Here is a 25,698-nt window from a genome sequence, read left to right on the forward strand (position 1 = left end):
CACACCCGTTCCCATACCGAACACGGAAGTTAAGCTCTTTAGCGCCGATGGTAGTTGGGGGCTTCCCCCTGTGAGAGTAGGACGTCGCTAGGCACTTAAAAAGTCGAGGATTTATTCCTCGGCTTTTTTTGTTTTATAACATAATAAAAAAAGGCTCTTTTCGAAAAGATTTTTGCTATTCAACTAACGGTGCAGTTTAGTTCAAGAAGGAGTACAATGATTTTAGGAGAGAATATTTATTCAAATGGAAACATGGGGGAACTGTGATTTATGGATAAAACTGAAGAACTTTTAAAAATTTTCGATTTAGTACCTAAGATAGATTTTGTGGATAGAATCAGAAATTTATTAAAAGAAGAAATAGAGAATGAATCATCGGAAGATAATGAATACTTAAAAACACTATGTATTCAATTATTTGCTTTAGGATGTGTTGACGATACTCTGTTAATTTGGAGAGCAAAGGAAAAGGACTTTGATACACATTGTAATATTGATGTTCAACTATTATGTGGTGCAGGATTGGAAAAGACACTGGGTTATCTCAATAAAATTGATACTTTAGAGGCAAAGAAAGAACTAAGCTATTTACAGAAATGTAAAGAAGATTTTGAGGATTTTAATGTAGAAAAAGTTCTGAATTTTTACAAAAAATATTACAGAATTTAGGAATGTGTGTATAAGGTCATTATAATTCCTTGTTGAACTCCCATGAAAGAACGAAATAATCTTTCATTCTCTGTGGTGTATCGCTGGTTTTTGCCCTACATGGATGGCTAACGGGTGCTTTACTTGAAGATCATTGAGTTGCATAGGCAGCTCTTTTTTCAACTAACGGCACAGGATAGTAAAACAATATAATTAATTGATATTTAAACAAAGAGGTGAGTAAAATTAGTCAATTTTTAATAATAAATCAAAATAAGATTGAGATACATCAAAAAGGGCAAAATGGTACACCAATAATTATCCTTACAGGAATGGGTTGTTCATTCGATGAATGGTATGAAGTGACAGAGTCATTAAGTAAAACAAATAGAGTTATAATGTTCCATAGACCAGGGCTAGGCGAAAGTGAAATTCATAACGAAGTCCGTAATACACAAACAGTCGTAAACGAAGTAAAAGAGATGATACATTTACTTAAATTATCTGAACCCGTAGTATTAGTTGGTCATTCCTATGGTGGGTTATGTGTACAACATTTTGTGAAAAAGCATCCTGAAAAGGTTGCTGGAATAGTATTAGTAGATTCAACTTCTGTTGATTTAAAGGTTTTAGATGACTTGAATTTACCTGTTCTGAATGAAGGAGCAACCGATGAATTTTGGATGGAAAAATGTCGTTCTTATTCTCAAATGAAAAGGGAAGAATTAAGAGAAGTTATTAACCCTACTCTAACAAAAGAACAAAAGCTACTCCCGAATGATATTCAAAAACGCTTAATAAATTTCCGGATAAACCCTACTCTATATAAAGCAATGTATTCTGAAATTAGCAACTGGAAGAGGGACGGAGATATTATAAAGAATTTGGTGGTATACCCTGATATACCTTTAATTGTTATTAGCCGAGATAAAGAGCATAACATTAAGTTAGGTACTATGGAAGGTTTATCAGAGTGGGAGTTAAGGTTATTTGAAGAAAAGTGGCAAGAACTTATTATGAATCAAGTTAATCTTACTTCAAATAGTAAATATATAATCGCACAAGGAGCCAGTCATTCAATACATATTGATAGACCTGATATTATAGTTCAATCAATTAATAAAATAAATTCCTTCCTCAACTAGCGGTTGTTTTAGTTGAAGAAGGATTTACGAAAAATCAAAATATAAAGATCAAGTTAATCTACAAAATGTGCAGGATTAACTTGGTCTTTATGTATTAACAGCAACAATCTATCCGCTTAACCGAGAGTCCCCCCATAAGTGAACCCATAATTGCTATATACTACCCCATCGATAACCCCATATGCCGCTACGTTGCACTACCTTTCGAGCAAAAAAAAGCTGCTGCCCCCAGAAAAGCACCCAGTCGAAACAGAAATCAACCCTACGATAGGGTGAAGAGCATTTCATTAATAAATCATACATACTAAATGAAGGATCTCAAGGTATAATGAAACTCATAAGAGGAAAAATTATTGGATACAAGATCGAAAGGAAGAAAGATTTGGGAAAAAAACAAATTTGGTATGAAGTAGAAGAAAATGAATCAATTGAAGATTGTTTGGCAAGAATGCGTCGAGATGGTTATATGGCAGTGGGAAGAAAAGAAGAACCGGTTTTTCACTTAGTCAATGGAGAACCAACGTATTTACGTCAAAAAATACAATTTAAAGCGATGTTATGGCAAGATTCCGAGTAAATTTCACTTAAATCCGAACGTTTATAAACGACTAAAATAAAATGTTCGCATTTCTAGTTGACTATAATGGAATGACTTGTTAAAATATGAGAAGGAAAAACAAATAAATCCCACATATATGCTAGAGAATTGGCTCTAGTGTCTCTACCCGGCACCGTAAATGCTGGACTATGCGGGAAAGCACTTTTGGCATGTTACGGGAAGGTGTATGTGCAGAAATGTACATTTGCATATTCTTTTCATAATAAGTCCTCAAGTAAACTGCTTTCACGTGTATGGTAGGGAGTAGTTTATTTGAGGATTTTCTTTGTTATAAAAAGTAAAAAATGTAGCTATAAAATATTTGATCATTTTTCTAACGTTAAGAAGGAGCGACAATCATGAATCCGAAAATCGGTGTCATTATGGGGAGTTCAAGTGACTGGGAAACAATGAAACATGCATGTGATATTTTAGATGAATTACAGGTACCGTACGAGAAAAAAGTTGTATCTGCACATCGTACGCCTGATTTAATGTTTGAGTATGCAGAATCAGCACGTGAGCGAGGTATTCAAGTAATTATTGCTGGTGCAGGTGGAGCTGCGCATTTACCTGGAATGGTAGCGGCTAAAACAACGTTACCGGTAATCGGTGTACCTGTGCAATCCCGTGCTCTTAACGGTCTTGATTCTTTATTATCAATCGTTCAAATGCCTGGTGGTGTACCTGTAGCAACAGTAGCGATTGGCAAAGCGGGAGCGACGAATGCAGGCTTGCTAGCAGCGCAAATTTTATCGACAACAGATGTAGAGCTTGCTAATAAACTAGATGCTAGACGTGAAGCCACAAAGCAACAAGTACTGGAAAGCACAGGTGACTTAGTGTGACAAAGATAATTTATCCCGGGCAGACGATAGGTATTATCGGAGGAGGTCAGCTTGGCCGTATGATGGCGCTTGCTGCTAAAGAAGCAGGCTTTAAAATCGCCGTTCTTGAACCATCAATGGATTCACCAGGTGGACAGGTTGCGGATGTACGTATTGTAGCCCCATATGATGATGAGGCAGCTTTAGAAGAACTTGCCGAGGTAAGTGACGTTATAACGTATGAATTTGAAAATATCGATTATGAAGGCTTAAAACGTTTAACACAAATGGCTTACGTCCCACAAGGAGCAGAGCTAGTACGCATCACACAAGACCGTGTGACTGAGAAAGAAGCGATTGTGAACGCAGGTTGTCCGGTAGCCCCTTATTTGGTTGTAAATACATATGAAGAATTACTAGCCAATATCGATAGGATTAGTTATCCTTGTATAGTCAAAACAGCAAGAGGTGGCTATGATGGCAAGGGGCAGCAGCTTTTAAAATCTGCAGAAGACCTACCGTTAGCAAAAGAGCTTTTCTCTCATTCACAATGTATTGTTGAGGGATTTGTACCTTTCGTTAAAGAGGTGTCTGTCATTGTTCAAAGAAACGGTAATGGTGAATCATATTGTCAGCCAGTTGGAGAAAATATTCATGTGCATCATATTTTACATGAAACGATCGTACCAGCTCGTATAAAAGAGGAAACATCACTGACTGCAGAGCGAGAAGCCTTGAAAATTGCTGATTATCTAAATTTAGTAGGGACATTAGCTGTAGAAATGTTTGTATTAGAAGATGGTGGAATCATTATTAATGAATTAGCACCAAGACCTCATAATTCAGGTCACTATTCTATAGAAGCATGTAACGTTTCACAGTTCCATCAACATATACGTGCAGTTTGTGGTTGGCCATTATGTAAACCACAACTTTGGGCACCATCTATTATGATAAATGTTTTAGGGCAGCATGTCGTGCCACTTAGTAACTCAATTGCTAAATATCCTGAATGGTCTATACATCTTTATGGGAAAGCTGAAGCTAAGGTGAACCGTAAGATGGGCCACGTAACGATTATGACAAAAAACTTAGAAGAAACACTACAACAAATCGAGAGTTCTGGCATTTGGTCAGAATAGAAGGAGAAACGCAATGATCGAACGTTACACAAGACCCGAAATGGGCGCAATTTGGACAGAACAAAATAAATATCAAGCTTGGCTAGAAGTTGAAATTTTAGCATGTGAGGCTTGGGCAGAAATTGGAGACATTCCGAAAGAGGATGTAGCTAAAATTCGTGAAAATGCTTCATTTGATGTAAATCGTATTTTAGAGATTGAAAAAGAAACACGTCATGATGTTGTAGCATTTACTCGTGCCGTTTCTGAGACGCTTGGTGAAGAGCGAAAATGGGTGCACTATGGTTTAACTTCTACGGACGTAGTTGATACAGCTCTTTCTTATATAATTAAACAAGCGAATGATATTTTACGCAAAGACATCGTGAATTTCATTGATATTATTGTAGCAAAAGCGAAAGAGCATAAGCATACGGTTATGATGGGACGTACACATGGTGTTCATGCTGAGCCAACAACTTTCGGTTTAAAACTAGGTTTATGGTATGAAGAAATGAAGCGTAACCTAGAACGCTTTGATGCTGCGGCAAAAGTAATTGAAACAGGAAAAATGTCTGGAGCAGTTGGAACATATGCCAATATCGATCCTAAAGTTGAGCAATATGTATGCGATAAATTAGGACTTACAGCATCACCTATTTCAACTCAAACATTACAACGTGATCGACATGCTCAATATTTAGGTGCGTTGGCATTAATCGCAACATCAATTGAGAAATTTGCAACAGAGATTCGCGGCTTGCAAAAATCTGAAACGCGTGAAGTTGAGGAAGCATTTGCAAAAGGTCAAAAAGGCTCGTCAGCGATGCCTCATAAACGTAACCCAATCGGGTCTGAAAACATGGTTGGTATGTCACGTTTAATGCGTGGCTATATGGTAACGGCTTATGAAAACGTAGCATTATGGCATGAGCGTGATATTTCACATTCATCTGCAGAGCGCGTTATTTTACCGGATGCAACGATTACACTTAACTATATGTTAAATCGCTTCGGTAACATTGTGAAAAACTTAACAGTATTCCCTGAAAACATGAAACGTAATATGGGTCGCACTTTTGGTTTAATTTACTCTCAACGTATCCTATTAGCACTTATCGATAAAGGGTTAGTGCGTGAGGAAGCGTATGATACAGTACAACCTTTAGCGATGCAGGCGTGGGACGAGCAAGTTCAGTTCCGTACGTTAGTCGATGCAAGTGAAAAAATTACATCGTATTTAACGAAGGAAGAGTTAGATGATTGCTTTGACTACAACTACCATTTACAGCATGTAGATATGATTTTTGAGCGTCTTGGACTTAACTAAGTAGAGTCACTAGCGGATGTTACAGAATTGAATCGTTACGTACGATTCAATTCTGAACAATACGCGTGTATTTCATAATATCAGGGGGAGTAACGAAATGACTACAGGTCAACTTTTGTATGAAGGTAAAGCAAAAAAATTGTATACAACAGAGGAGCCAAATGTGTTACTCGTTGAATACAAGGATAGTGCAACAGCATTTAATGGTGAGAAAAAAGAAGAAATTGAAGGTAAAGGCGTATTAAACAATCGCATTACCTCTCTAATTTTCGAAAAATTACAAGCAAACGGAATTGCGTCACATTTCGTAAAACAATTATCTGATACGCAGCAGCTTGTAAAAAAGGTAGATATTATTCCAATAGAGGTCGTAGTTCGTAATATAGCAGCAGGTAGCTTAGCGAAACGTCTTGGCTTTGAGGAAGGTACACCATTAAAACGCCCAATCGTTGAGTTTTATTATAAAGACGATGAACTAGGCGATCCGCTCATTACTACGGAGCATATTGACGTACTTGATCTTGCGACACCTGAGGAAGTGACAGCCATTTATGATGGTGCACTTGTAGTGAACAAAGTGTTGCAGCCACTATTTGCAGATGTCAACGTTACACTAATTGACTTTAAATTAGAGTTCGGACGCGATGATGATGGAAATGTACTACTGGCAGATGAAATATCACCAGATACATGCAGACTTTGGGATGCAACTACAAAGCAAAAGTTAGACAAAGATGTCTTTCGTAGAGACCTTGGTAATTTAACAGAAGTTTATACTATTATACTTTCTAGACTCGGAGGCAAATAACAATGAAAAAAGTTAAAATTTACGTGACATTACGTGAGAGCATTCTTGATCCACAAGGTTCAGCTGTACAAGGTTCTTTAGTGAAAATGGGTTACGCTGAAGTAGAAGATTTACGTATCGGTAAATATCTTGAACTAGCAATTAAAGATACAGAACGTGATATTGATACTCTAGTAAAAGAAATGTGTGAAAAGGTTTTAACTAACGTTGTAATCGAAGACTATCGCTACGAAGTCGAGGAGGCTAACTAATCATGAAATTCGCAGTACTCGTTTTCCCTGGGTCAAACTGTGATATCGATATGTATCATGCGATTAAAGACGAGCTAGGTGAAGAAGTAGAATATGTATGGCATACAGCAACAGATTTAAGTGGCTTTGATGGCATTTTAGTACCAGGAGGCTTCTCATACGGGGATTATCTTCGCTGTGGTGCGATGGCCAACCAATCTAATATTATGGCAGAGGTTAAGAAGGCAGCGGATGCTGGTAAGCCGGTATTAGGAGTATGTAATGGCTTCCAAATCTTAACTGAAGCAGGTTTATTACCAGGTGCATTACTTCGTAACAAAAATTTGAAATTCATGTGTCGTACAATCCAGCTTAAAGTTGAAAACAATAATACATTATTCACAAATCAATATGAGCAAGGCCAAATAATCAATATTCCAATCGCACATGGTGAAGGTAACTACTACTGTGACGAGGAAACTTTACAACAATTAAAAGATAAAAATCAAATCGTGTTTACATACTCAGGCGAAAATCCAAACGGTTCTTTAGAAGATATCGCAGGGATTATAAACGAGCGCGGCAATGTACTAGGTATGATGCCTCACCCAGAGCGAGCTGTTGATGCACTGGTGGGCGGAGCAGACGGTCTAGCAGTATTTAAATCAATTGTGAAGCAGTGGAGGGAAAATCATGTCAACAACTAAGTTTGAGCCAACAGCACAGCAAATTAAAGATCAAAAATTATACGCTGGTATGGGGATGTCAGACGAAGAATTTGCAATGGTAGAAGGTATTTTAGGACGTCTACCAAACTGGACAGAGACAGGTCTTTTCTCAGTAATGTGGTCTGAGCACTGCTCATACAAAAATTCTAAACCAGTATTACGTAAATTCCCTACAAAGGGTCCACAAGTTTTACAAGGTCCAGGTGAAGGTGCTGGTATCGTAGATATTGGTGACGAACAAGCAGTTGTATTTAAAATGGAATCACATAACCACCCATCAGCAATTGAGCCTTATCAAGGTGCTGCTACAGGAGTTGGTGGTATTATCCGTGACGTTTTCTCAATGGGTGCACGTCCAATTGCGATGCTAAACTCATTACGCTTTGGCGAATTAAAATCAGCGCGTGGTAAATATTTATTTGAAGAAGTAGTTGCTGGTATCGCAGGTTACGGTAACTGTATCGGGATTCCTACAGTAGGTGGCGAAATTCAATTCGATCCTTGTTATGAAGGCAACCCACTAGTGAATGCAATGTGTGTAGGTTTAATCGACCACAAAGATATTCAACGTGGAATCGCGGCTGGTGTAGGGAATACAGTCATGTATGTGGGAGCTAAAACAGGTCGTGACGGTATCCATGGTGCAACATTTGCATCTGAAGAGTTAACAGAAGAATCTGAGAACCAACGTCCAGCAGTACAAGTAGGAGATCCATTTATGGAGAAACTTTTACTTGAAGCATGTTTAGAAGTTGTAAAATCTGACGCGCTAGTAGGTATTCAAGATATGGGTGCTGCTGGTCTTACTTCTTCATCAGCAGAAATGGCTTCTAAAGCTGGCTCTGGTGTAGAAATGAACTTAGACTTAGTACCTCAACGTGAGACAGGCATGACAGCATATGAAATGATGTTATCTGAATCTCAGGAGCGTATGCTACTTGTTGTGAAAAAAGGTCGCGAAGATGAAATTAAAGCGATTTTCGATAAATATGATTTAGATGCTGTGGCAATTGGTCGCGTGACGGATGATAAAATGCTACGCCTATTACATAATGGTGAAGTTGTAGCTGAAGTACTTGCTGATGCACTTGCAGAAGATGCGCCAGTTTATCATAAACCATCTGCAGAGCCTGCTTACTATGCTGAGTTCCAAGCGATGGAAAACACAGAACCAGTGGTAACAGATTACAAAGAAACATTAAATGCACTTTTAAAAGCACCAACAGTTGCTTCAAAAGAGTGGGTTTACGATCAATATGATTATCAAGTACGTACATCAACAGTCGTTGCACCAGGTTCTGATGCAGCAGTGATTCGCGTCCGCGGTACGAACAAAGGTTTAGCGATGACTACTGACTGTAACTCTCGTTATATTTTCCTAGATCCAGAGGTTGGCGGTGCCATTGCTGTAGCAGAGGCGGCTCGTAATATCGTAGCATCTGGTGGTACACCATTAGCGATTACTGACTGCTTAAACTTCGGTAATCCTGAGAAACCAGAAATCTTCTGGCAAATTGAAAAATCAGCTGATGGTATTTCAGCCGCTTGTACAGCATTGAATTCACCAGTAATCGGCGGTAACGTATCTCTTTATAACGAGCGTTCTGGCGAAGCGGTTTACCCAACACCAACAATCGGTATGGTTGGACTAATTGAAGATTTAGCTCATGTGACAACTCAAGAAGTAAAAGCTGCTGGTGATGTAGTATTTGTGATCGGCGATACAAAAACTGAGTTCGGTGGTTCGGAGCTTCAAAAATTATTAAATAATGGGGTTATTTCAGGGAAAGCACCAGCTATTGACCTACAAATTGAAGCTGCACGTCAAGAAGCATTGCTTAAAGCGATTAAAGCTGGAATCGTACAATCTGCACATGATGTAGCAGAAGGTGGTCTTGCAGTTGCGCTTGCTGAAACAACATTTGGCGCAAATGGCTTAGGTCTTGATGTGACATTAACAGGCTCTGCTACAACAGCATTATTCAGTGAAACACAATCTCGCTTCGTTGTAACAGTGAAAGAAGAAAATGCAGCTGCATTTGTAGAAATTGTAAAAGACGCAATGAAAATCGGTGTCGTAACAAACGATGCGCTTGTTAAAATCAACGGTGACAACGGTGTGCTTGTAGAAGGTACAGTGGAGGAATTCCGTTCTAATTGGAAAGGAGCAATCCCATGCTTGCTGAACTCAGAGGCTTAAACGAAGAATGTGGGGTGTTTGGTATTTGGGGCAACTCAAATCCAGCACACCTTAGTTATTACGGGCTTCATGCTCTTCAACATCGTGGCCAAGAAGGTGCTGGGATCGTCGTTTCTGACGGTCAGCATCTTCGCGCGGTGAAAGGCGAAGGACTAGTTAATGATGTTTTCAACGAAGAGAAATTAAAGGCAGTGGACGGAAAAGCAGCAATTGCCCATGTCCGTTATACGACTGCTGGAGGTGGCGGTATTGAAAATGTACAGCCGTTATTATTCCACTCCTCAACTGGTAGCCTTTCAATTGCTCATAACGGTAATTTAGTCAATGCAACGCACTTAAAACAGTACTTAGAGCGTCAAGGCAGTATTTTCCATTCTAGCTCCGATACTGAAGTGTTAGCGCATCTTATTAAGAAAAGCTCGCATTCACCATTCCGTGCGAAGGTGAAAAATGCCCTATCTTTATTAAAAGGTGCGTATTCGTTCTTAATTATGACTAAAGATGAAATGCTTGTTGCACGTGATCCACATGGTTTACGTCCATTATCTCTTGGGAAGCTAGGAGATGGTTGGGTTGTAGCCTCTGAAACTTGTGCATTTGATTTAATAGGTGCAGAATTTGTTCGATCTGTTGAACCTGGTGAGTTATTAATTATTAACGATGAGGGTGTAAAATCTGATCGTTTTGTAGATATGGATAAACGTGCAATGTGCGCGATGGAGTACGTTTATTTAGCACGTCCTGATTCTGATATTGATGGTATTAATGTCCACATGGCGCGTAAACGTATGGGTAAACAGCTTGCTCGTGAATGTGCACATATTGAAGCTGATGTTGTAACAGGTGTGCCTGATTCAAGTATTTCAGCAGCAATCGGCTTTGCAGAGGAAAGTGGCATTCCGTATGAGCTAGGTCTTATTAAAAATCGTTATGTAGGTCGTACATTTATCCAGCCGACACAGGAACTACGTGAACGCGGTGTGAAAATGAAGCTTTCTCCAGTTGTTCAAGTCGTAAAAGGTAAACGAGTAGTGATGGTGGATGATTCAATCGTTCGCGGTACAACTTCACGACGTATTGTAAAAATGTTAAAAGATGCAGGGGCGGCAGAAGTTCATGTTGTGATTTCTTCGCCACCTATGACGGATCCTTGCTATTACGGGATCGATACTTCCACACATGAAGAATTGATTGCATCTAGCCACAATGTAGATGAAATACGTGATGTTATAGGAGCTGATTCACTAACATTCCTTTCCGTTGAAGGTATGGTGGAGACGATTGCAAGACCATATGAAGATGAAAACCGTGGATTATGCCTAGCATGCTTTACAGGTAAATATCCAACAGAAATTTTCCCAGATACAATCTTACCGCATGAAAAAGAACTATTACGTTAAGAAAAACATCTAAACACGTCTAGCGATGATGACGAATCTAGATTCAGATGTGCCAAGGCGATTTGGATGATAAGGAGGAACTCTGCGTGTCAAAAGCATATGAACAAGCAGGTGTAAATATTGAAGCAGGCTACGAAGCCGTAAAACGAATGAAGTCTCACGTTGAACGTACAAACCGTCTAGGTGTGATGGGCACGTTCGGTGGTTTTGGTGGTATGTTTGACTTGTCAGAACTAAATCTTAAGGAACCTGTTCTTATTTCAGGTACTGATGGTGTTGGGACAAAACTAAAGTTAGCGTTTATGGTGGACAAGCACGACACGATTGGCGTGGACTGTGTTGCGATGTGCGTCAATGATATCGTAGCGCAAGGTGCTGAGCCATTGTACTTTTTAGATTATGTAGCGCTTGGCAAGGCAGAGCCAGCGAAAATTGAGCAAATTGTAAAGGGCGTTGCAGATGGCTGTGTGAAATCTGGTGCGGCATTAATCGGTGGAGAAACGGCAGAGATGCCAGGTCTTTATGAAGAAGATGAGTATGATTTAGCTGGTTTTGCAGTAGGAGCTTGTGAAAAATCTGCCATCGTAACAGGCGAGAACATCGTAGAGGGTGACGTGCTTGTTGGTATTGCTTCAAGTGGGGTGCATTCAAACGGTTACTCATTAGTGCGAAAAATTGTCTTTGCAGATAATCATTACGCAGTTGATTCGATTGTGGAAGGCTACGGGGATCTTGGTCCTATTGGGGAAGCTTTGTTAGTGCCAACAAAATTATATGCGAAACCTGTGCTTGCAGCTTTAAAAGCAGCAGACGTTCATGGCTGTGCACATGTAACTGGCGGTGGTTTTTATGAAAACCTACCACGTATGATGCCAGAAGGTTTAGCAACTGAAATTGACTTAGGATCTTGGCCTGTCTTACGTATTTTCGAGTTTTTAAAAGAAAAAGGCCAGTTAGAGGACAAGGATTTATATAATGTCTTTAACATGGGTATTGGCTTCGTATTAGCTGTACCTGCTGATGAAGTAAATAAAGTCCTTGCTACAGTAGAAGCAAATGGTGAAAAAGCATACAAAATCGGTCGCGTTGTGAAAGGCGAGGGTGTTGTATTCAATGGCTCACATGATGGGAGTTTAGTGTAATGACGGCACCAACTAAAATTGCCGTTTTTGCTTCAGGTAGCGGCAGTAACTTTCAAGCTATTCAAGAGGCCATTGAGCGTGGTGAACTACATGCAAAGATCGAACTTGTTGTCACAGACAAGCCTAGTGCATTTGTAGTGACACGTGCTGAGAACTATAGTATTCCAGTGCTAGCTTTAAGTCCGAAAGAGTTTTCTTCAAAAGCAGATTACGAGACTGCTATTATCGAGGCTCTCCATGAAAGTCATGTAGAATGGATCGTGCTTGCAGGTTATATGCGCTTAATTAGTGAAGTATTACTAACTGCATACCCACAGCGCATCGTGAATATTCACCCTTCACTATTACCGGCTTTCCCTGGTAAAGATGCCATTGGTCAAGCAATGGAACACGGAGTTAAGATAACAGGTGTAACCGTCCATTTTGTAGATGAAGGTATGGACACAGGACCTATTATTGCCCAATCGGCAGTTCAAGTTGTTGAAGGTGACCGTGAGGCAACAGAAACGGCCATTCATAAGGAAGAGCATGGGCTATATACAAAAGCTTTACAGCAATTATTAAAGTAATGGATCGATGAGAGAGTTAGGTCTGAGTGCTTAATCAAAACTTAACTCTGTCCCACCAATAATAGCATGACATATTCGTGGCAAACACGATAAAAATTAGGAGGATTTCGTTGTGACTAAACGTGCATTAATCAGTGTTTCCAATAAAGATGGTATTTTAGAATTTGCAAAGGAACTAGTAGCATTAGGTTATGAAATTTTATCAACTGGTGGTACGAAAAAAATGTTACAAGACAATAATGTTGCCGTAACAGCAGTAGATGAAGTAACTAAATTCCCTGAAATTTTAGATGGTCGTGTAAAAACTTTAAATCCAATGATTCACGGTGGACTATTAGGAAAGTTTGACGATGCTTCTCATCAAGCACAAATGAATGAGCATGGAATTGAGCCAATTGAGATTGTATGTGTTAATCTTTATCCGTTTGTTGAAACAATTTCAAAGCCTAATGTAACATGGGATGACGCTATCGAAAATATTGATATCGGTGGTCCAACAATGTTACGTTCTGCAGCAAAAAACCATCAATATGTAACAGTAATTGTGGATAGCAATGACTATACGAATGTATTAGAGGAACTTAAAGCTAATGGTGCTACGACAATTGAAACACGTCGTAAGTTAGCTGCAAAAGTTTTCCGTCACACAGCCGCTTATGATTCATATATATCAAACTACTTAACAGAAGAAGAGTTCCCAGAGAGCTTAACAATGACATATGAATTAAAACAAAACTTACGCTATGGTGAAAATCCTCATCAAAAAGCAGCGTTCTATCAAAAACGTCTAGGCTCAGATTTTTCATTAGCTTATGCTACGCAATTACATGGTAAAGAATTATCATACAACAATATTCAAGACGGTAATGCCGCATTGCAAATTGTCAAAGAGTTTGAAATGCCTGCAGCAGTAGCTGTAAAGCACATGAACCCTTGTGGTGTTGGAACGGGCGCAACATTAGAAGAAGCGTTTGATAAAGCGTATGAAGCAGATCAAACATCTATTTTCGGTGGTATTATTGCTTTAAATATGGAAGTAGATGCAGCAACTGCTGAAAAATTAAGCCATATCTTCTTAGAAATTATCATCGCACCAGCTTTCTCTCAAGAAGCACTTGATATTTTAACGAAGAAGAAAAATATTCGCTTATTAACAATTCCTTTCGAGCAAGCAAAACAAGACAAATTCAATGTTGTATCAGTTGAAGGTGGTCTTCTTGTACAAGAACCAGATCGCTACGGTTTTTCTAATGCAGATATTAAAGTTGTTACAGACCGTGAACCAACAGCACAAGAATGGGAAGCATTACAACTTGGCTGGGCAGTTGTGAAGCACGTTAAATCTAACGCTATCGTTGTGACAGATTCTCAAATGACACTTGGCGTTGGTGCTGGTCAAATGAACCGTGTTGGAGCAGCTAAAATCGCATTTGAGCAAGCGGGCGAAAAAGCAAAAGGTGCAGCATTAGCATCAGATGCATTCTTCCCAATGAGCGATACTGTAGAAGCAGCTGCAGCGGCTGGTATTACAGCCATTATTCAACCAGGTGGCTCTATCAAAGATCAGGATTCAATCGATAAAGCGAATGAATACGGCATTGCGATGGTATTCACTGGCGTACGTCATTTCAAGCACTAAAATATCCAAAAACTAGACCGAGATGGCAACATCTCGGTCTTACGCACAAAGAGGAGGATTCCCTAAAATGAAAGTATTAGTCATTGGAAGCGGCGGTCGAGAACATGCTATCGCCAAACAATTTAGTATTTCACCATCTGTTAATAAAGTATTTGTAGCACCTGGTAATGATGGCATGAGGGGCGATGCGGAAATCGTTGCTATTGATACTATGGATTTTGCAGGTCTTGCACAATTTGCAAAAGAAAATGCAGTAGATTTAACCTTTGTAGGACCTGAGCAACCACTTGCTGAAGGCATCGTTGATTTCTTTACTGCCCGTGGCTTACGAACATTTGGTCCAACAAAGGCAGCAGCACAAATCGAAAGCAGTAAATCGTACGCGAAAGATATTATGAATAAATATAATATCCCAACAGCAGCCCATGAAACGTTTACTGAAGCTGCAAAGGCTATAGCCTATATTAAAGAGCAAGGTGCACCAATCGTTATCAAAGCAGATGGGTTAGCAGCTGGTAAAGGTGTAGTTGTCGCAATGACAGAAGACGAAGCAATTGAAGCAGTAGAAGATATGATTGGGAACCAACGTTTTGGTGAATCCTCTTCTCGTGTTGTCATTGAAGAATTCCTAGATGGGGAAGAATTCTCCTTTATGTCATTTGTTCATAAAGGTCAGATTTATCCAATGGTGATTGCTCAAGACCATAAACGTGCTTATGATGGCGATAAAGGACCAAATACAGGTGGTATGGGAGCCTATTCACCAGTACCTCAAATCTCGCAAGAAGTAGTGGATGATGCATTTAAGACGGTTGTTGAACCGACCGTGAAAGGTATGGAGGCAGATGGTGAATCGTTTACAGGGATTTTATATGCAGGTTTGATTTTAACGAAAAATGGTCCAAAAGTGATTGAGTTTAATGCACGCTTTGGAGATCCTGAAACGCAAGTAGTTTTACCACGTATGACATCTGATTTTGGTGCATTTATGACAGCCTTGATGGATGAAAAGCCATTTGATCTGCAATGGTCCGAAGAAGCAATGCTAGGCGTAGTAATTGCTGCTGAAGGTTATCCAGGGGACGTTGAAAAAGGAAGTGCATTACCTAACCTAGAGGCTCTATCAGCTTCACACGCGGTATTCCATGCGGGTACAAAGTCTGTAGATGAAAACTTTGTTGGTAACGGTGGCCGAGTTTTATTAGTAGGAGCAAAGGCATCTACTTTAAAAGAAGCACAAGAAAAAGTATACGCAGGTATTGCAACTGAAAAATGGAACAATTTCTTCTACCGCAAAGATATCGGTTGGCGCACATTTAAATAATAGTTGTGTAACTATAGAGTTATAATTGCCCGATAAAATTTGTTTTCATTTTACTTAAGCTTATCACTATAGCGTGGGGTTGATTTCCGTTCCGACTGGGCGCTTTGTTGCTGCCGCTACGTTAGCACTACGCTTTCGCACAGAGCAAAGCTTCCTGGGGGCGTCCGATGAGCCGCTTGGGGCAACAGGATGTTGGTCACGAAGGCGTTATCACAGGACGTGATGACTTTAGCCTTCGTTCCCCTATATGCTCGCTCCAGGGTCTCGGGCCAACACGATGTTGGTCACGAAGGCGTTATCACAGGACGTGATGGTTTTAGCCTTCGTTCCTCTATCCGCTGATCCCCAAGGAGTCGCCCAGTCTCCACTCCAATCAACTTATATACAAAGCATATGTTTTAATAAATGTCCTCTCAAACTTTTAGTATAAATCTAATTGGAAGAAGCTGTTTTTCCGTTGCGATCTACTAAATGATTAGTAAAATATATCAAGCGTGTTGATTAGGGAAATATAGGTTTATTATTGAGTGATAAAAGGATTTTTTTGTTGATATTTTGCAAAGTATGCCCATTTTAACTGATTGTAGCGGAGGGCTACTCGACTCCCGCGGGAAAGCGAGACAGACGAGACCCTGCACGGAGCGCAGCGGAGGAAGCGGCTCGTCGCTCGCCCGCAGGAAAGCGAGTAGCCCGTAGCGGAAATCAGAGCCTTCTAATTAATTAGGACGGATAAGAATGGTTAAACAACACACTTGAAATTAAATATTTTAATCATTCAATGAAACTTCTTATTGTTTTCAAACGTATGATTTAAAAAGGGTGAGAGCCGTCTCAACTGTACAGTTGAGACGGCTCCTTTGACTAAGAAGGATTTTGAGCTTTATTTGTAGAATTTTTACTTTCTGAGGAATTTTGATTTGAAGTGCTGGAGTCAGATTGCTTTGATGCAGTTGCATTTGATCCTGACGTATTTCCAGATATAACAGAGGAGAAATCCTTCATGAGTTTACCGATTTGTTCAGATGACATAGAATTTTGGCCGCTGAACATACTTTGCATAGAAGAGTTGCCGGTGCTATTGTTGCTGTTGCTCATAGAGCTCTCCATAGTAGAGCACAGTAAAGCTTTCGTTGGGCAATACTTAAAGATACCCTCAGCCATTTTAAAGGCACCAAATGCAATCATCAATCGACCTTTCGTACATTCAGGATTTCTTGAGACTTTAGCGATACCAAATGCCGTTAAACTTACACCCATGGCAAAGCGACAAAAGGCATTTTTTTCGCTTAAATTCGATTCTTGCATCATAATATTTCCTCCTTTAGTCATTGTGGAAAAAATAAAGCGGGGTGCACTTTGTTTTATGAAAGTGCTGTGTTACGATTGAAACAAGATGATTGCATAAAGCATTAATTTTATGACAAAAAGCGTTTATGCAGTAGTAGTATGTGATTTCGCGTAGGATTTACACAATGAAATTTTACGTAATTTAGGAAGGGGCGAATAGAATGGATCCAGTATGGAAAATTACAGAATTACGTCAACAATTAGCTGTAATTGATGGAAAAAAAGCACCGGATATTGTATTAAAAAATGCACGTTATTTACATAGCATGCTCAAACAATGGATAGTAGGGAACATTTGGATTTTAGGAGATCGTATTGTCTATGCTGGTGATAGAATGCCTCCGTTATTAGAAGGGACCGAAGTGGTCGATTGTATGAATAAAACCATTGTACCAGGATATATTGAGCCGCATGTTCATCCGTTCCAGTTATACCATCCGCAATCTTTTGCAGATTTTTGTGGACAACTTGGAACTACAGCTTTTATTTCAGATAATTTAAGCTTCGTTTTATCTTTAGAAAATAAGAAAGCGTTTTCAATACTGGATGATTTGAAAAAGCTACCGTTTTCATTTTATTGGTGGACTCGTTTTGATTCGCAAACTGAAATGGAACAGGAGGAAGAGATTTTTTCTAATACGTCCATTTTAGAATGGTTGGAACGAGATGATGTTTTACTTGGAGGAGAATTAACGGGCTGGCCAAGGTTGTTACATGGTGATGACCAAATGCTCTATCGCATGCAAATGGCTAAGGGCTACGGGAAAAAAATAGAAGGGCATTTCCCTGGTGCATCTGAACGAACTTTAGCACGTATGAAGCTACTTGGTGCAGATGGTGATCATGAAGCTATGACAGTGGAAGAAGTAGAACGACGTATTATGCAAGGATATGCTGTAACGCTACGTCATTCTTCAATACGTCCAGACCTACCAGATCTATTAAAGGGAATAGTTGAAAAAGAACTACCTATTTTTGATCATTTAATGATGACAACAGATGGTTCACCACCTTCTTTTCATGAGGATGGTGTAATGGATAAATGTATTCAAGTAGCTTTAGATGCAGGTGTAGCGCCAATAGATGCTTATCAAATGGCTTCCTATAATGTGGCACGTTATTATAATATGTCCAACTTACATGGCTTTATCGCAACAGGTCGATTTGCCTCCCTAAATATTTTACAAGATGAATGGCATCCAGTTCCTGAGAGCGTACTTTCGAAGGGTGTTTGGTTAAAACGCAATGGAGAACAAGTGCAAAAACTTGCTGAAATTGATTATTCAGCGTTACCTGCATTTGACTTAGATTTTTCATTAACATCTCATGATTTTCAATTCTCGATGCCGTTTGGAATTGAGTTAGTAAATGATGTTATTACGAAACCATATAACTCATTAATTACTAGAGAAGGGCAGCTTGCAGATCATGATGAATGTTATTTAATGCTTATGAATAGAGATGGCAATTGGCATGTTAACACGATGATTAAAGGTTTTGCTACTAGTGTTCAAGGGTTTGCCTCATCTTATTCGAATACAGGCGATATTTTACTGATCGGAAAAAATAAAGACGATATGATCAAAGCCTTTGAGGAAATGAAGGCAATGCGTGGTGGTATTGTCCTTGTTGAAAAAGGTGAAGTAATTGCTACCGTTCCTTTAACAATTGGCGGTCTTTTATATGATGGAGATGTGAAGGAACTAGCAGAAAAAGAGAAGTTCTTAAAGCAAGCATTAGCAGAACGTGGTTACCACTTAGGAGACGCAATTTATTCTTTACTATTCTTACAATCGACACATTTACCATATATCCGTATAACGCCAAAAGGGATTTTTGATGTTATGAAGAATAAGTTATTATTACCAGCAGTGATGCGTTAATTGAAGTTTCCCTATGGTAGATGTAATTGATAAAAGGAGAGTAATGCTTGTGTTCAAATCGAAGAAACTATTTATCGCAATGGCTTTTAGCACCTTATTGATAGGAGGATGTTCAAAAGATTCGTCGGAAGTGAAGAAAGATGATACGAGCAAGGTTGACGATGGAACTGCTATTGAAGAGCCTGTTCAAGAAGGAGCGTTTGTTGCTCCGTTAACAGGTGAAGCTGTGAAGGAAGAAATTACACAACGTCCAATTATTGTTACCGTTAATAATCACCCGAAAGCACGTCCACAATCAGGAATAGAAGCGGCAGATATCATTTATGAAATGCTGGCAGAAGGCAATGTTACGCGTTTATTAGCAGTTTATCAAAGTGAACTGCCAGAAAATGTAGGGCCTGTTCGTAGTGCTCGATCTTATTTTGTTGATCTTGCAAAAAGCTATGGTGCATTTTACGTAGCACATGGTTATAGCCCAGAGGCAAAATCGATGCTTACTAATAATGTAGTCGACAATATAAATGGTATGGATTATGATGGCACACTTTTTAAGCGTTCAAAAGACCGTGTTGCTCCACACAACTCGTATATTACGTCTGAAAATATAGTAAATGGAGCGGAAAAAGTGGGCGCTTCAATGAGTTACCATGAAAAAGTACATGAGGCTTTTTATGAACCCGATGAACGTGGTAAAATAGGCAATGAAACAAGTCGAGTGGACATTTACTACGGAAATAGTGAGTATTTCCATAATTCGTATTTGTATGATAAGCAAAGTAATCGTTATGGACGACAATCGGCTGGCGTTGACACAAAGGATATGTTAACAGGCGATACATTATCATTTTCAAATGTTCTATTTTTTGAAATGAAACATCGAACGATTGATAATGAGGGGCGCCAAGATATTGATTTAACTTCTGGTGGAAATGCGTATGTATTTCAAAATGGCTATATGAGAGAAGTCAAATGGGCTAATATTGATGGAATACCAATGGCTGTAGAAGAGTCTGGGGAGCTTGTGAAGTTAGTACCAGGGAAGTCTTGGATTCATTTCGTACCAACTTCACCAGGGTTACAAGCAATGGTGAAAACGCAGCCTTAAAGGGAGGAAGATTGCATGCAAATCGAAAAAATTCGAGGGCATCAAACAGATCAATTATTTAAAGCAGTGTTAGAGCTGAAAGACATCGAAGAATGCTATAAATTTTTTGATGATTTATGTACGATTAGTGAAATTCAATCGCTGGCACAACGCTTTGAGGTTGCGCATTTACTACGTTTAAAGAAAACCTACGAATCCATTAAAAAGGAAACAGGTGCAAGTACAGCAACTATTTCGCGTGTACGTCGTTGCTTTGATTACGGGAATGATACATATGATGAAATGTTAGGTCGTTTGTATCCAGATGAAAAGCCGTTTCAAGCACCAAAAGAATAGTAGGTAAAGGGGCTGGGTAGAGTTTTTACCCAGTCTTTTTCATTTTTTTGTAGACAGTCATAAGCTATACTTGTAAACGAATAGATAGAAAATGATAGGTGGTAAAATAGATGGATTATTTAGAATGGAGACATGTGTTCAAGCTAGACCCAGCTAAAGATATTTCAGATGAGGCACTAGAAAAAATTTGTGAATCAGGTACAGATGTTATTATAGTTGGCGGAACAGACGGTGTAACTTTAGATGGTGTATTAGATTTACTTGTTCGTGTAAGACGCTTTGAAGTACCAATAGCGCTTGAAATTTCTGCGATTGATTCAGTAACACCAGGTTATGACTATTATTTCATTCCAACTGTGTTGAATAGTGACGATCCAAAGTGGATTAAAAATTTACACCATGAAGCCATTAAAGAATATGGAGATATTATGGTATGGGATGAACTAGTCGCTGAAGGTTATTGTATTTTAAACCCGAATTGTAAAGTAGCGGAAGTAACGAATGCGAAAACTGATTTATCTATTGATGATGTTGTTGCCTACGCACGTATGGCTGAAAATTTCTTTAGACTACCTGTATTTTATGTAGAGTATAGCGGTACTTATGGGGATATTGAGGTTGTAAGTGCTGTGAAAAATGAACTGAAAAATACGCGACTGTTTTACGGTGGCGGTATTACATCTGCTAAGCAAGCAGCAGAAATGGCAAAATATGCAGATACAGTAGTAGTTGGTAATATTATTTACGAAGATTTAAAAGCTGCACTTGCGACTGTTAAGGCTGTAAAAAATAATATATAATGTAAGAACAAATGTTTGTAAGGCGGTGCGGAATGGAGCAGTTAACGAAAAACTTATTAGCAGGTATGAATCCTGAGCAGGAAAATGCGGTTAAAACAACTGAGGGACCGCTTCTAATTATGGCGGGTGCTGGATCAGGGAAGACACGTGTATTGACACATCGTATAGCATACTTAGTAATTGAAAAAGAAGTATACCCATCAAAGATTTTAGCAATTACATTTACAAATAAAGCTGCACGTGAAATGCGTGAGCGTATAGATGGCATACTAGGTAACGGAACTGGCGATAGTATGTGGGTATCGACATTCCACTCAATGTGTGTGCGTATTTTACGACGTAATATCGATCAGCTTGGAATATCACGTAACTTTTCAATTTTAGATTCTACTGATCAGCTATCAGTTATTAAAAATGTTATGAAGGATGAAAATATTGATACTAAGCGTTTTGAACCTCGTGCGATTTTAAATGCGATTAGTTCAGCAAAAAACGAATGTAAAAATGCGGACGATTATGCAGGTCAAATAAATGAAAATAATCCTTACGAAAAAACGATTGCACGTGTTTATAAAGGTTATGAAAAAAGATTACGTCGCAATCAATCACTCGATTTTGATGATTTAATTATGACAACTATTACATTATTCAATCGTGTACCAGAAGTGCTTGAATACTATCAAAACAAATTCCAATATATTCATGTAGATGAATATCAAGATACGAATAAATCCCAATATTTACTCGTTCAGTTGCTTGCCAAGAAATTTAAAAATATTTGTGTTGTAGGTGATTCAGACCAATCGATTTATCGTTGGCGTGGTGCGGATATTGGTAATATTCTTTCATTCGAAAAGGATTATCCAAATGCTAAGGCCATTATGCTTGAGCAAAATTATCGTTCAACAAAACGCATCCTACAAGCGGCAAATGACGTCATTCAAAATAATACAACACGTTATCCAAAAGAACTGCGTACAGAAAATGCAGAGGGTGAAAAAATCGTGTTGTACAAATCGTATAACGAGCAAGAGGAAGCGCAATTCGTTGTACAAACAATTCAACAGCTTATTCAAAAAGAAAATCGTACGTTTGATGACTTTGCGATACTATATCGTACAAATGCTCAGTCCCGTGTGATGGAGGAAGTGCTTGTTAAGTCCAATATGGCTTATCAAATAGTTGGTGGTACTAAGTTCTATGATCGTAAAGAGATTAAGGATTTACTTGCCTACTTACGCCTTATTGCCAATAATGATGATGATTTATCACTCGCACGTGTTATTAATGAGCCAAAGCGTAGTATCGGTGCAACTTCCTTTGAAAAAATGGCGCGCTATGCGATTGAACAGGAGCGCTCTATTTTTGATGCCATGAATGATCTTGTATTCATGGGTCTTTCAGGGAAGGCTGCTAATTCAGCTGAGCAATTTTATGCAATGATTAAAGGCTTTACAGAGATGCAAGAATATTTATCGGTGACAGAAATTGTAGAGCAGGTCATTGACAAATCTGGTTATCGAGCAATGCTACAAAATGAAAAGACGATTGAAGCGGAAAGCCGCTTAGAAAATATTGAAGAGTTTTTATCAGTAACAAAGGCTTTTGAAGAGCGTAGTGATGATAAAAGCTTAATTGCCTTTTTAACTGATTTAGCGCTAATTGCAGATATTGATGCACTTGATAAAGATGACACATCGAAGGGCAACATTATTTTAATGACAATGCATGCTGCAAAGGGCTTAGAATTCCCTATTGTCTTTATCATTGGAATGGAGGAAAATATCTTCCCGCATTCTCGTTCACTTGATGATATGGATGAAATGGAAGAAGAAAGACGATTAATGTATGTCGGCGTGACACGTGCAGAGGAACGCTTATATTTAACGAGTGCGCAAAGTCGTACGATTTTTGGTCGTTCTAGTTACAACAATGTGTCGCGTTTCTTAAGTGAAATTTCGGAAGATATTACAGAATCAATTTCCAAAGGTGGTTCGAAGCCTGAAGTTCCGTTTGCCTCTAGTAATCGTTCAGCAGGCGGCTATCAAAAACGTACTCTTGGAGCGGTTCAGAAAACACAGCCTGCAACTGCTCGTTTACAAACAACCGGTGGAGACCAATTTGGCTGGAAGGCTGGAGACAAAGCGATCCATAAAAAATGGGGAACAGGTATGGTTGTTAGTGTAAAAGGTGAGGGTGATAGTACAGAGCTAGATATTGCCTTTCCACAACCTATTGGTATTAAGCGATTACTAGCACAATTTGCACCTATTGAAAAAGGGTAAGCGGAGGAACTTAAATGAACGAAATTGAACAGCGCGTTGTGGAGTTAAATAAATTATTACACGAATACGGTCATGCCTATTACGTGTTGGATAAACCTGTCGTAGCAGATAGTGTTTATGACCAATTATTACATGAGCTTATTGCATTAGAGGAAGCGAATCCGTCACTTATTTACCTAGATTCACCTACGCAGCGTGTAGGCGGGGCAGTGGTAGAAGGCTTTAAGAAGGTGACTCACGATTACCCGATGCTAAGTCTATCAAACGCTTTTAATGAAGAAGACTTACGTGAATTTGACCGTAAAGTACGTCAAGCAATCGGTGATAACTTTTCCTATGTTTGCGAGCTGAAAATTGATGGTCTTGCCATTTCATTAAAATACGAAAATGGCGTTTTTGTACAAGGAGCAACGCGAGGAGACGGTGTTGTAGGGGAAGATATTACAGCAAATTTAAAAACGATTCGAGCAATACCTCTTCGATTGAAGGAACCACTTACAATTGAAGTACGTGGTGAGGCATATATGCCTAAAAAATCATTTGAAAAATTAAATACCCTACGTGCTGAAAATGGAGAGGAATTATTCGCTAATCCACGAAATGCAGCTGCCGGCTCTTTACGCCAGTTAGATCCTAAAATAGCAGCGAGTCGTCAACTATCAACCTTTATTTATGCAATTGGGGGAGATGGCGAGGCATACGGTATTGACGGTCATGCAGAGATGCTCGATTATTTAGAAGGACTAGGCTTCCCATCAAACAAAGAGCGTCAACGCTGCTCAACAATTGAAGATGTACTAGCCTTTATCGAAAAATGGACTGAAAATCGTCCGAATTTAGCCTATGAAATTGACGGTATTGTTATTAAGGTGGATCGCTATGCGCAACAGGATGAGCTTGGTTATACAGCAAAGAGTCCACGTTGGGCAATTGCTTACAAATTCCCTGCTGAGGAAGTAGTGACAACATTACTTGATATTGATTTAACGGTTGGTCGTACAGGTGTTGTTACACCAACTGCTATTTTATCGCCTGTTCAAGTGGCAGGTACGACAGTTCAACGTGCGTCATTACACAATGAGGATTTAATTCGAGAAAAAGATATTCGACTAGGTGATTCAGTCATTATCCGAAAAGCTGGAGATATTATTCCTCAAGTTGTAGGTGTAATACTAGAACAGCGCCCTGAGGACTCAGTGCCATATGTAATGCCTGAAAGTTGTCCAGTTTGTGATAGCGAGCTTATTCGTATCGAAGGAGAAGTGGCATTACGCTGTGTAAATCCGGCATGTTTTGCACAAATTGCGGAGAGCATTAAATATTTCGTATCGCGTAATGCTATGAATATTGACGGTCTTGGTGATAAAGTCGTTGAGCAATTATTACGTGCAGATTTAATTCATGATATTTCTGATCTGTATCACTTAACTGTAGAACAGCTTGTCGGGCTTGAGCGTATGGGAGAAAAATCAGCGACGAATTTAGTGAGTGCTATTCAGGCTTCCAAAGAAAATTCGATGGAGCGTTTACTAATTGGATTAGGGATACGACATGTTGGCGAAAAAGCAGCAAAAATTGTTTCAGAGGAGTTTGAAACGATGGAAGCAGTGATGGCAGCAACAGAGGAGCAACTAGTGGCGATTCATGAAATTGGCGATAAAATGGCTTCATCGCTTGTCGAGTATTTTTCAAATGAGGATGCACGTGCAGTCATTGGACGCCTTGCTGAAGTAGGTGTCAATATGACATATAAAGGTAAAAAGATAGAAGTAGCTGTTGGGGATAATCCTTTTGCGGGCAAAACAATCGTATTAACTGGTAAACTTGAGCAATTGACACGTAACGAAGCAAAGGCGAAAATAGAAGAGTTAGGTGGTATTGTTTCAGGCAGTGTCAGCAAAAAAACTGATCTTGTCATTGCAGGAGCAGATGCGGGTTCTAAACTAGCAAAAGCCGAGCAATTAGGTATTGAAGTTTGGAATGAAGATAGCCTGATCGAACAGCTTAACCTCGTAAAATAATGGGAAATATCAGACTCGTCACCAAAAGTTGTGGATGACATTTGTTAAAATGTATACTTTATATAAGTTGATTGGAGTGGAGACTGGGCGACTCCTTGGGGATCAGCAATAGAGGAACGAAGGCTAAAATCATCACGTCCTGTGATAACGCCTTCGTGACCAACATCGTGTTTGGCCCGAGACCCTGCAGCGCTAGCGGATGTTTTCTGTGC

22 protein-coding genes, 1 rRNA gene and 1 riboswitch are annotated in these 25,698 nt (G+C 39.2%); of the genes, 22 read left to right on the forward strand and 1 reads right to left on the reverse strand.

Features of this window, described 5'->3' with window-relative positions; genetic code table 11:
• From rrf to purD, 16 genes are all read left to right on the forward strand, one after another.
• Window positions 1-93, forward strand: a 5S ribosomal RNA gene (gene rrf, locus ABH966_RS13300); the annotation flags it as partial.
• A gap of 177 nt (window positions 94-270) precedes the next feature.
• Window positions 271-669: a hypothetical protein gene (locus ABH966_RS13305; RefSeq protein ID WP_370079149.1), complete on the forward strand. Its 399-nt coding sequence runs from the start codon at window positions 271-273 to the stop codon at window positions 667-669.
• 215 nt (window positions 670-884) lie between these two features.
• Entirely contained in the window at window positions 885-1,793 is a 909-nt protein-coding gene (locus ABH966_RS13310; protein ID WP_370079151.1) for an alpha/beta fold hydrolase, read from the forward strand.
• A 382-nt stretch (window positions 1,794-2,175) separates the two neighbouring features.
• Window positions 2,176-2,370 (forward strand): NETI motif-containing protein, encoded by a 195-nt coding sequence (locus tag ABH966_RS13315; protein ID WP_370079153.1) that lies wholly within the window; start codon window positions 2,176-2,178, stop codon window positions 2,368-2,370.
• Window positions 2,371-2,462: 92 nt separating this feature from the next.
• Window positions 2,463-2,561: riboswitch (purine riboswitch) on the forward strand.
• Between the two features lie 189 nt (window positions 2,562-2,750).
• Window positions 2,751-3,239, forward strand: a complete 489-nt coding sequence (gene purE / locus ABH966_RS13320) for a 5-(carboxyamino)imidazole ribonucleotide mutase (protein WP_370079155.1) — start codon at window positions 2,751-2,753, stop codon at window positions 3,237-3,239.
• Complete coding sequence (gene purK, locus ABH966_RS13325) at window positions 3,236-4,360, forward strand: 5-(carboxyamino)imidazole ribonucleotide synthase (protein ID WP_370079157.1); 1,125 nt, start codon at window positions 3,236-3,238, stop codon at window positions 4,358-4,360. The genes purE and purK overlap by 4 nt, the downstream gene beginning before the upstream one ends.
• Before the next feature lie 13 nt (window positions 4,361-4,373).
• Window positions 4,374-5,669: an adenylosuccinate lyase gene (gene purB, locus ABH966_RS13330; RefSeq protein ID WP_370079159.1), complete on the forward strand. Its 1,296-nt coding sequence runs from the start codon at window positions 4,374-4,376 to the stop codon at window positions 5,667-5,669.
• 97 nt (window positions 5,670-5,766) lie between these two features.
• Window positions 5,767-6,477: a phosphoribosylaminoimidazolesuccinocarboxamide synthase gene (gene purC / locus ABH966_RS13335; protein ID WP_370079161.1), complete on the forward strand. Its 711-nt coding sequence runs from the start codon at window positions 5,767-5,769 to the stop codon at window positions 6,475-6,477.
• Window positions 6,478-6,479: 2 nt separating this feature from the next.
• On the forward strand, window positions 6,480-6,728 hold the full coding sequence (gene purS / locus ABH966_RS13340) for a phosphoribosylformylglycinamidine synthase subunit PurS (RefSeq protein ID WP_079562648.1): 249 nt from the start codon (window positions 6,480-6,482) through the stop codon (window positions 6,726-6,728).
• A gap of 2 nt (window positions 6,729-6,730) precedes the next feature.
• The gene (gene purQ, locus ABH966_RS13345) at window positions 6,731-7,414 is read left to right on the forward strand and encodes a phosphoribosylformylglycinamidine synthase subunit PurQ (RefSeq protein ID WP_370079163.1); all 684 of its coding nucleotides are present in this window, start codon (window positions 6,731-6,733) and stop codon (window positions 7,412-7,414) included.
• Window positions 7,401-9,635 (forward strand): phosphoribosylformylglycinamidine synthase subunit PurL, encoded by a 2,235-nt coding sequence (purL, locus tag ABH966_RS13350; RefSeq protein WP_370079165.1) that lies wholly within the window; start codon window positions 7,401-7,403, stop codon window positions 9,633-9,635. Before purQ ends, purL begins: the two co-directional genes overlap by 14 nt.
• Window positions 9,611-11,035 carry an amidophosphoribosyltransferase gene (gene purF, locus ABH966_RS13355; protein ID WP_370079167.1) on the forward strand — a complete coding sequence of 475 codons (1,425 nt, stop codon included), beginning with the start codon at window positions 9,611-9,613 and terminating at the stop codon, window positions 11,033-11,035. Before purL ends, purF begins: the two co-directional genes overlap by 25 nt.
• A gap of 86 nt (window positions 11,036-11,121) precedes the next feature.
• Window positions 11,122-12,177 carry a phosphoribosylformylglycinamidine cyclo-ligase gene (gene purM, locus ABH966_RS13360; protein WP_370079169.1) on the forward strand — a complete coding sequence of 352 codons (1,056 nt, stop codon included), beginning with the start codon at window positions 11,122-11,124 and terminating at the stop codon, window positions 12,175-12,177.
• Window positions 12,177-12,746 carry a phosphoribosylglycinamide formyltransferase gene (gene purN / locus ABH966_RS13365; RefSeq protein WP_370079171.1) on the forward strand — a complete coding sequence of 190 codons (570 nt, stop codon included), beginning with the start codon at window positions 12,177-12,179 and terminating at the stop codon, window positions 12,744-12,746. Before purM ends, purN begins: the two co-directional genes overlap by 1 nt.
• 112 nt (window positions 12,747-12,858) lie before the next feature.
• Window positions 12,859-14,385, forward strand: a complete 1,527-nt coding sequence (purH, locus tag ABH966_RS13370; protein WP_370079173.1) for a bifunctional phosphoribosylaminoimidazolecarboxamide formyltransferase/IMP cyclohydrolase — start codon at window positions 12,859-12,861, stop codon at window positions 14,383-14,385.
• 67 nt (window positions 14,386-14,452) lie between these two features.
• Entirely contained in the window at window positions 14,453-15,709 is a 1,257-nt protein-coding gene (gene purD / locus ABH966_RS13375) for a phosphoribosylamine--glycine ligase (protein ID WP_370079175.1), read from the forward strand.
• An 861-nt stretch (window positions 15,710-16,570) separates the two neighbouring features.
• On the opposite strand, the gene ABH966_RS13380 is transcribed toward purD, so the two are convergent.
• On the reverse strand, window positions 16,571-17,017 hold the full coding sequence (locus tag ABH966_RS13380) for a hypothetical protein (protein WP_370079177.1): 447 nt from the start codon (window positions 17,015-17,017) through the stop codon (window positions 16,571-16,573).
• A gap of 200 nt (window positions 17,018-17,217) precedes the next feature.
• Here ABH966_RS13380 and ABH966_RS13385 point away from each other — a divergent pair, with 200 nt between their 5' ends.
• The 6 genes from ABH966_RS13385 to ligA all read left to right on the forward strand — a co-directional run bounded on the left by ABH966_RS13385 (window position 17,218) and on the right by ligA (window position 25,486).
• Window positions 17,218-18,939 carry an adenine deaminase C-terminal domain-containing protein gene (locus tag ABH966_RS13385; RefSeq protein ID WP_370079179.1) on the forward strand — a complete coding sequence of 574 codons (1,722 nt, stop codon included), beginning with the start codon at window positions 17,218-17,220 and terminating at the stop codon, window positions 18,937-18,939.
• Between the two features lie 49 nt (window positions 18,940-18,988).
• Window positions 18,989-20,044, forward strand: a complete 1,056-nt coding sequence (locus tag ABH966_RS13390) for a DUF3048 domain-containing protein (protein ID WP_370079181.1) — start codon at window positions 18,989-18,991, stop codon at window positions 20,042-20,044.
• Window positions 20,045-20,059: 15 nt separating this feature from the next.
• Window positions 20,060-20,380 (forward strand): YerC/YecD family TrpR-related protein, encoded by a 321-nt coding sequence (locus tag ABH966_RS13395; RefSeq protein ID WP_004225717.1) that lies wholly within the window; start codon window positions 20,060-20,062, stop codon window positions 20,378-20,380.
• 110 nt (window positions 20,381-20,490) lie between these two features.
• On the forward strand, window positions 20,491-21,180 hold the full coding sequence (pcrB, locus tag ABH966_RS13400) for a heptaprenylglyceryl phosphate synthase (protein ID WP_370079183.1): 690 nt from the start codon (window positions 20,491-20,493) through the stop codon (window positions 21,178-21,180).
• Window positions 21,181-21,212: 32 nt separating this feature from the next.
• Window positions 21,213-23,465 carry a DNA helicase PcrA gene (gene pcrA, locus ABH966_RS13405; protein WP_370079185.1) on the forward strand — a complete coding sequence of 751 codons (2,253 nt, stop codon included), beginning with the start codon at window positions 21,213-21,215 and terminating at the stop codon, window positions 23,463-23,465.
• A gap of 14 nt (window positions 23,466-23,479) precedes the next feature.
• Entirely contained in the window at window positions 23,480-25,486 is a 2,007-nt protein-coding gene (gene ligA, locus ABH966_RS13410) for an NAD-dependent DNA ligase LigA (RefSeq protein WP_370079187.1), read from the forward strand.
• Window positions 25,487-25,698: the final 212 nt, after the last annotated feature.

It is taken from the genome of Lysinibacillus sp. RC46, from assembly GCF_041262385.1.
Lineage (GTDB): Bacteria > Bacillota > Bacilli > Bacillales_A > Planococcaceae > Lysinibacillus.

Excerpts from the sequence above, each read along its gene's own strand:
- ABH966_RS13305 (WP_370079149.1), top strand. The coding sequence starts at position 271 with ATGGATAAAACTGAAGAACTTTTAAAAATTTTCGATTTAGTACCTAAG.
- purE (WP_370079155.1), top strand. The coding sequence starts at position 2,751 with ATGAATCCGAAAATCGGTGTCATTATGGGGAGTTCAAGTGACTGGGAA.
- purB (WP_370079159.1), top strand. The coding sequence starts at position 4,374 with ATGATCGAACGTTACACAAGACCCGAAATGGGCGCAATTTGGACAGAA.
- purC (WP_370079161.1), top strand. The coding sequence starts at position 5,767 with ATGACTACAGGTCAACTTTTGTATGAAGGTAAAGCAAAAAAATTGTAT.
- purS (WP_079562648.1), top strand. The coding sequence starts at position 6,480 with ATGAAAAAAGTTAAAATTTACGTGACATTACGTGAGAGCATTCTTGAT.
- purQ (WP_370079163.1), top strand. The coding sequence starts at position 6,731 with ATGAAATTCGCAGTACTCGTTTTCCCTGGGTCAAACTGTGATATCGAT.
- purL (WP_370079165.1), top strand. The coding sequence starts at position 7,401 with ATGTCAACAACTAAGTTTGAGCCAACAGCACAGCAAATTAAAGATCAA.
- purF (WP_370079167.1), top strand. The coding sequence starts at position 9,611 with ATGCTTGCTGAACTCAGAGGCTTAAACGAAGAATGTGGGGTGTTTGGT.
- purN (WP_370079171.1), top strand. The coding sequence starts at position 12,177 with ATGACGGCACCAACTAAAATTGCCGTTTTTGCTTCAGGTAGCGGCAGT.
- purD (WP_370079175.1), top strand. The coding sequence starts at position 14,453 with ATGAAAGTATTAGTCATTGGAAGCGGCGGTCGAGAACATGCTATCGCC.
- ABH966_RS13380 (WP_370079177.1), bottom strand. The coding sequence starts at position 17,017 with ATGATGCAAGAATCGAATTTAAGCGAAAAAAATGCCTTTTGTCGCTTT.
- ABH966_RS13385 (WP_370079179.1), top strand. The coding sequence starts at position 17,218 with ATGGATCCAGTATGGAAAATTACAGAATTACGTCAACAATTAGCTGTA.
- ABH966_RS13395 (WP_004225717.1), top strand. The coding sequence starts at position 20,060 with ATGCAAATCGAAAAAATTCGAGGGCATCAAACAGATCAATTATTTAAA.
- pcrB (WP_370079183.1), top strand. The coding sequence starts at position 20,491 with ATGGATTATTTAGAATGGAGACATGTGTTCAAGCTAGACCCAGCTAAA.
- pcrA (WP_370079185.1), top strand. The coding sequence starts at position 21,213 with ATGGAGCAGTTAACGAAAAACTTATTAGCAGGTATGAATCCTGAGCAG.
- ligA (WP_370079187.1), top strand. The coding sequence starts at position 23,480 with ATGAACGAAATTGAACAGCGCGTTGTGGAGTTAAATAAATTATTACAC.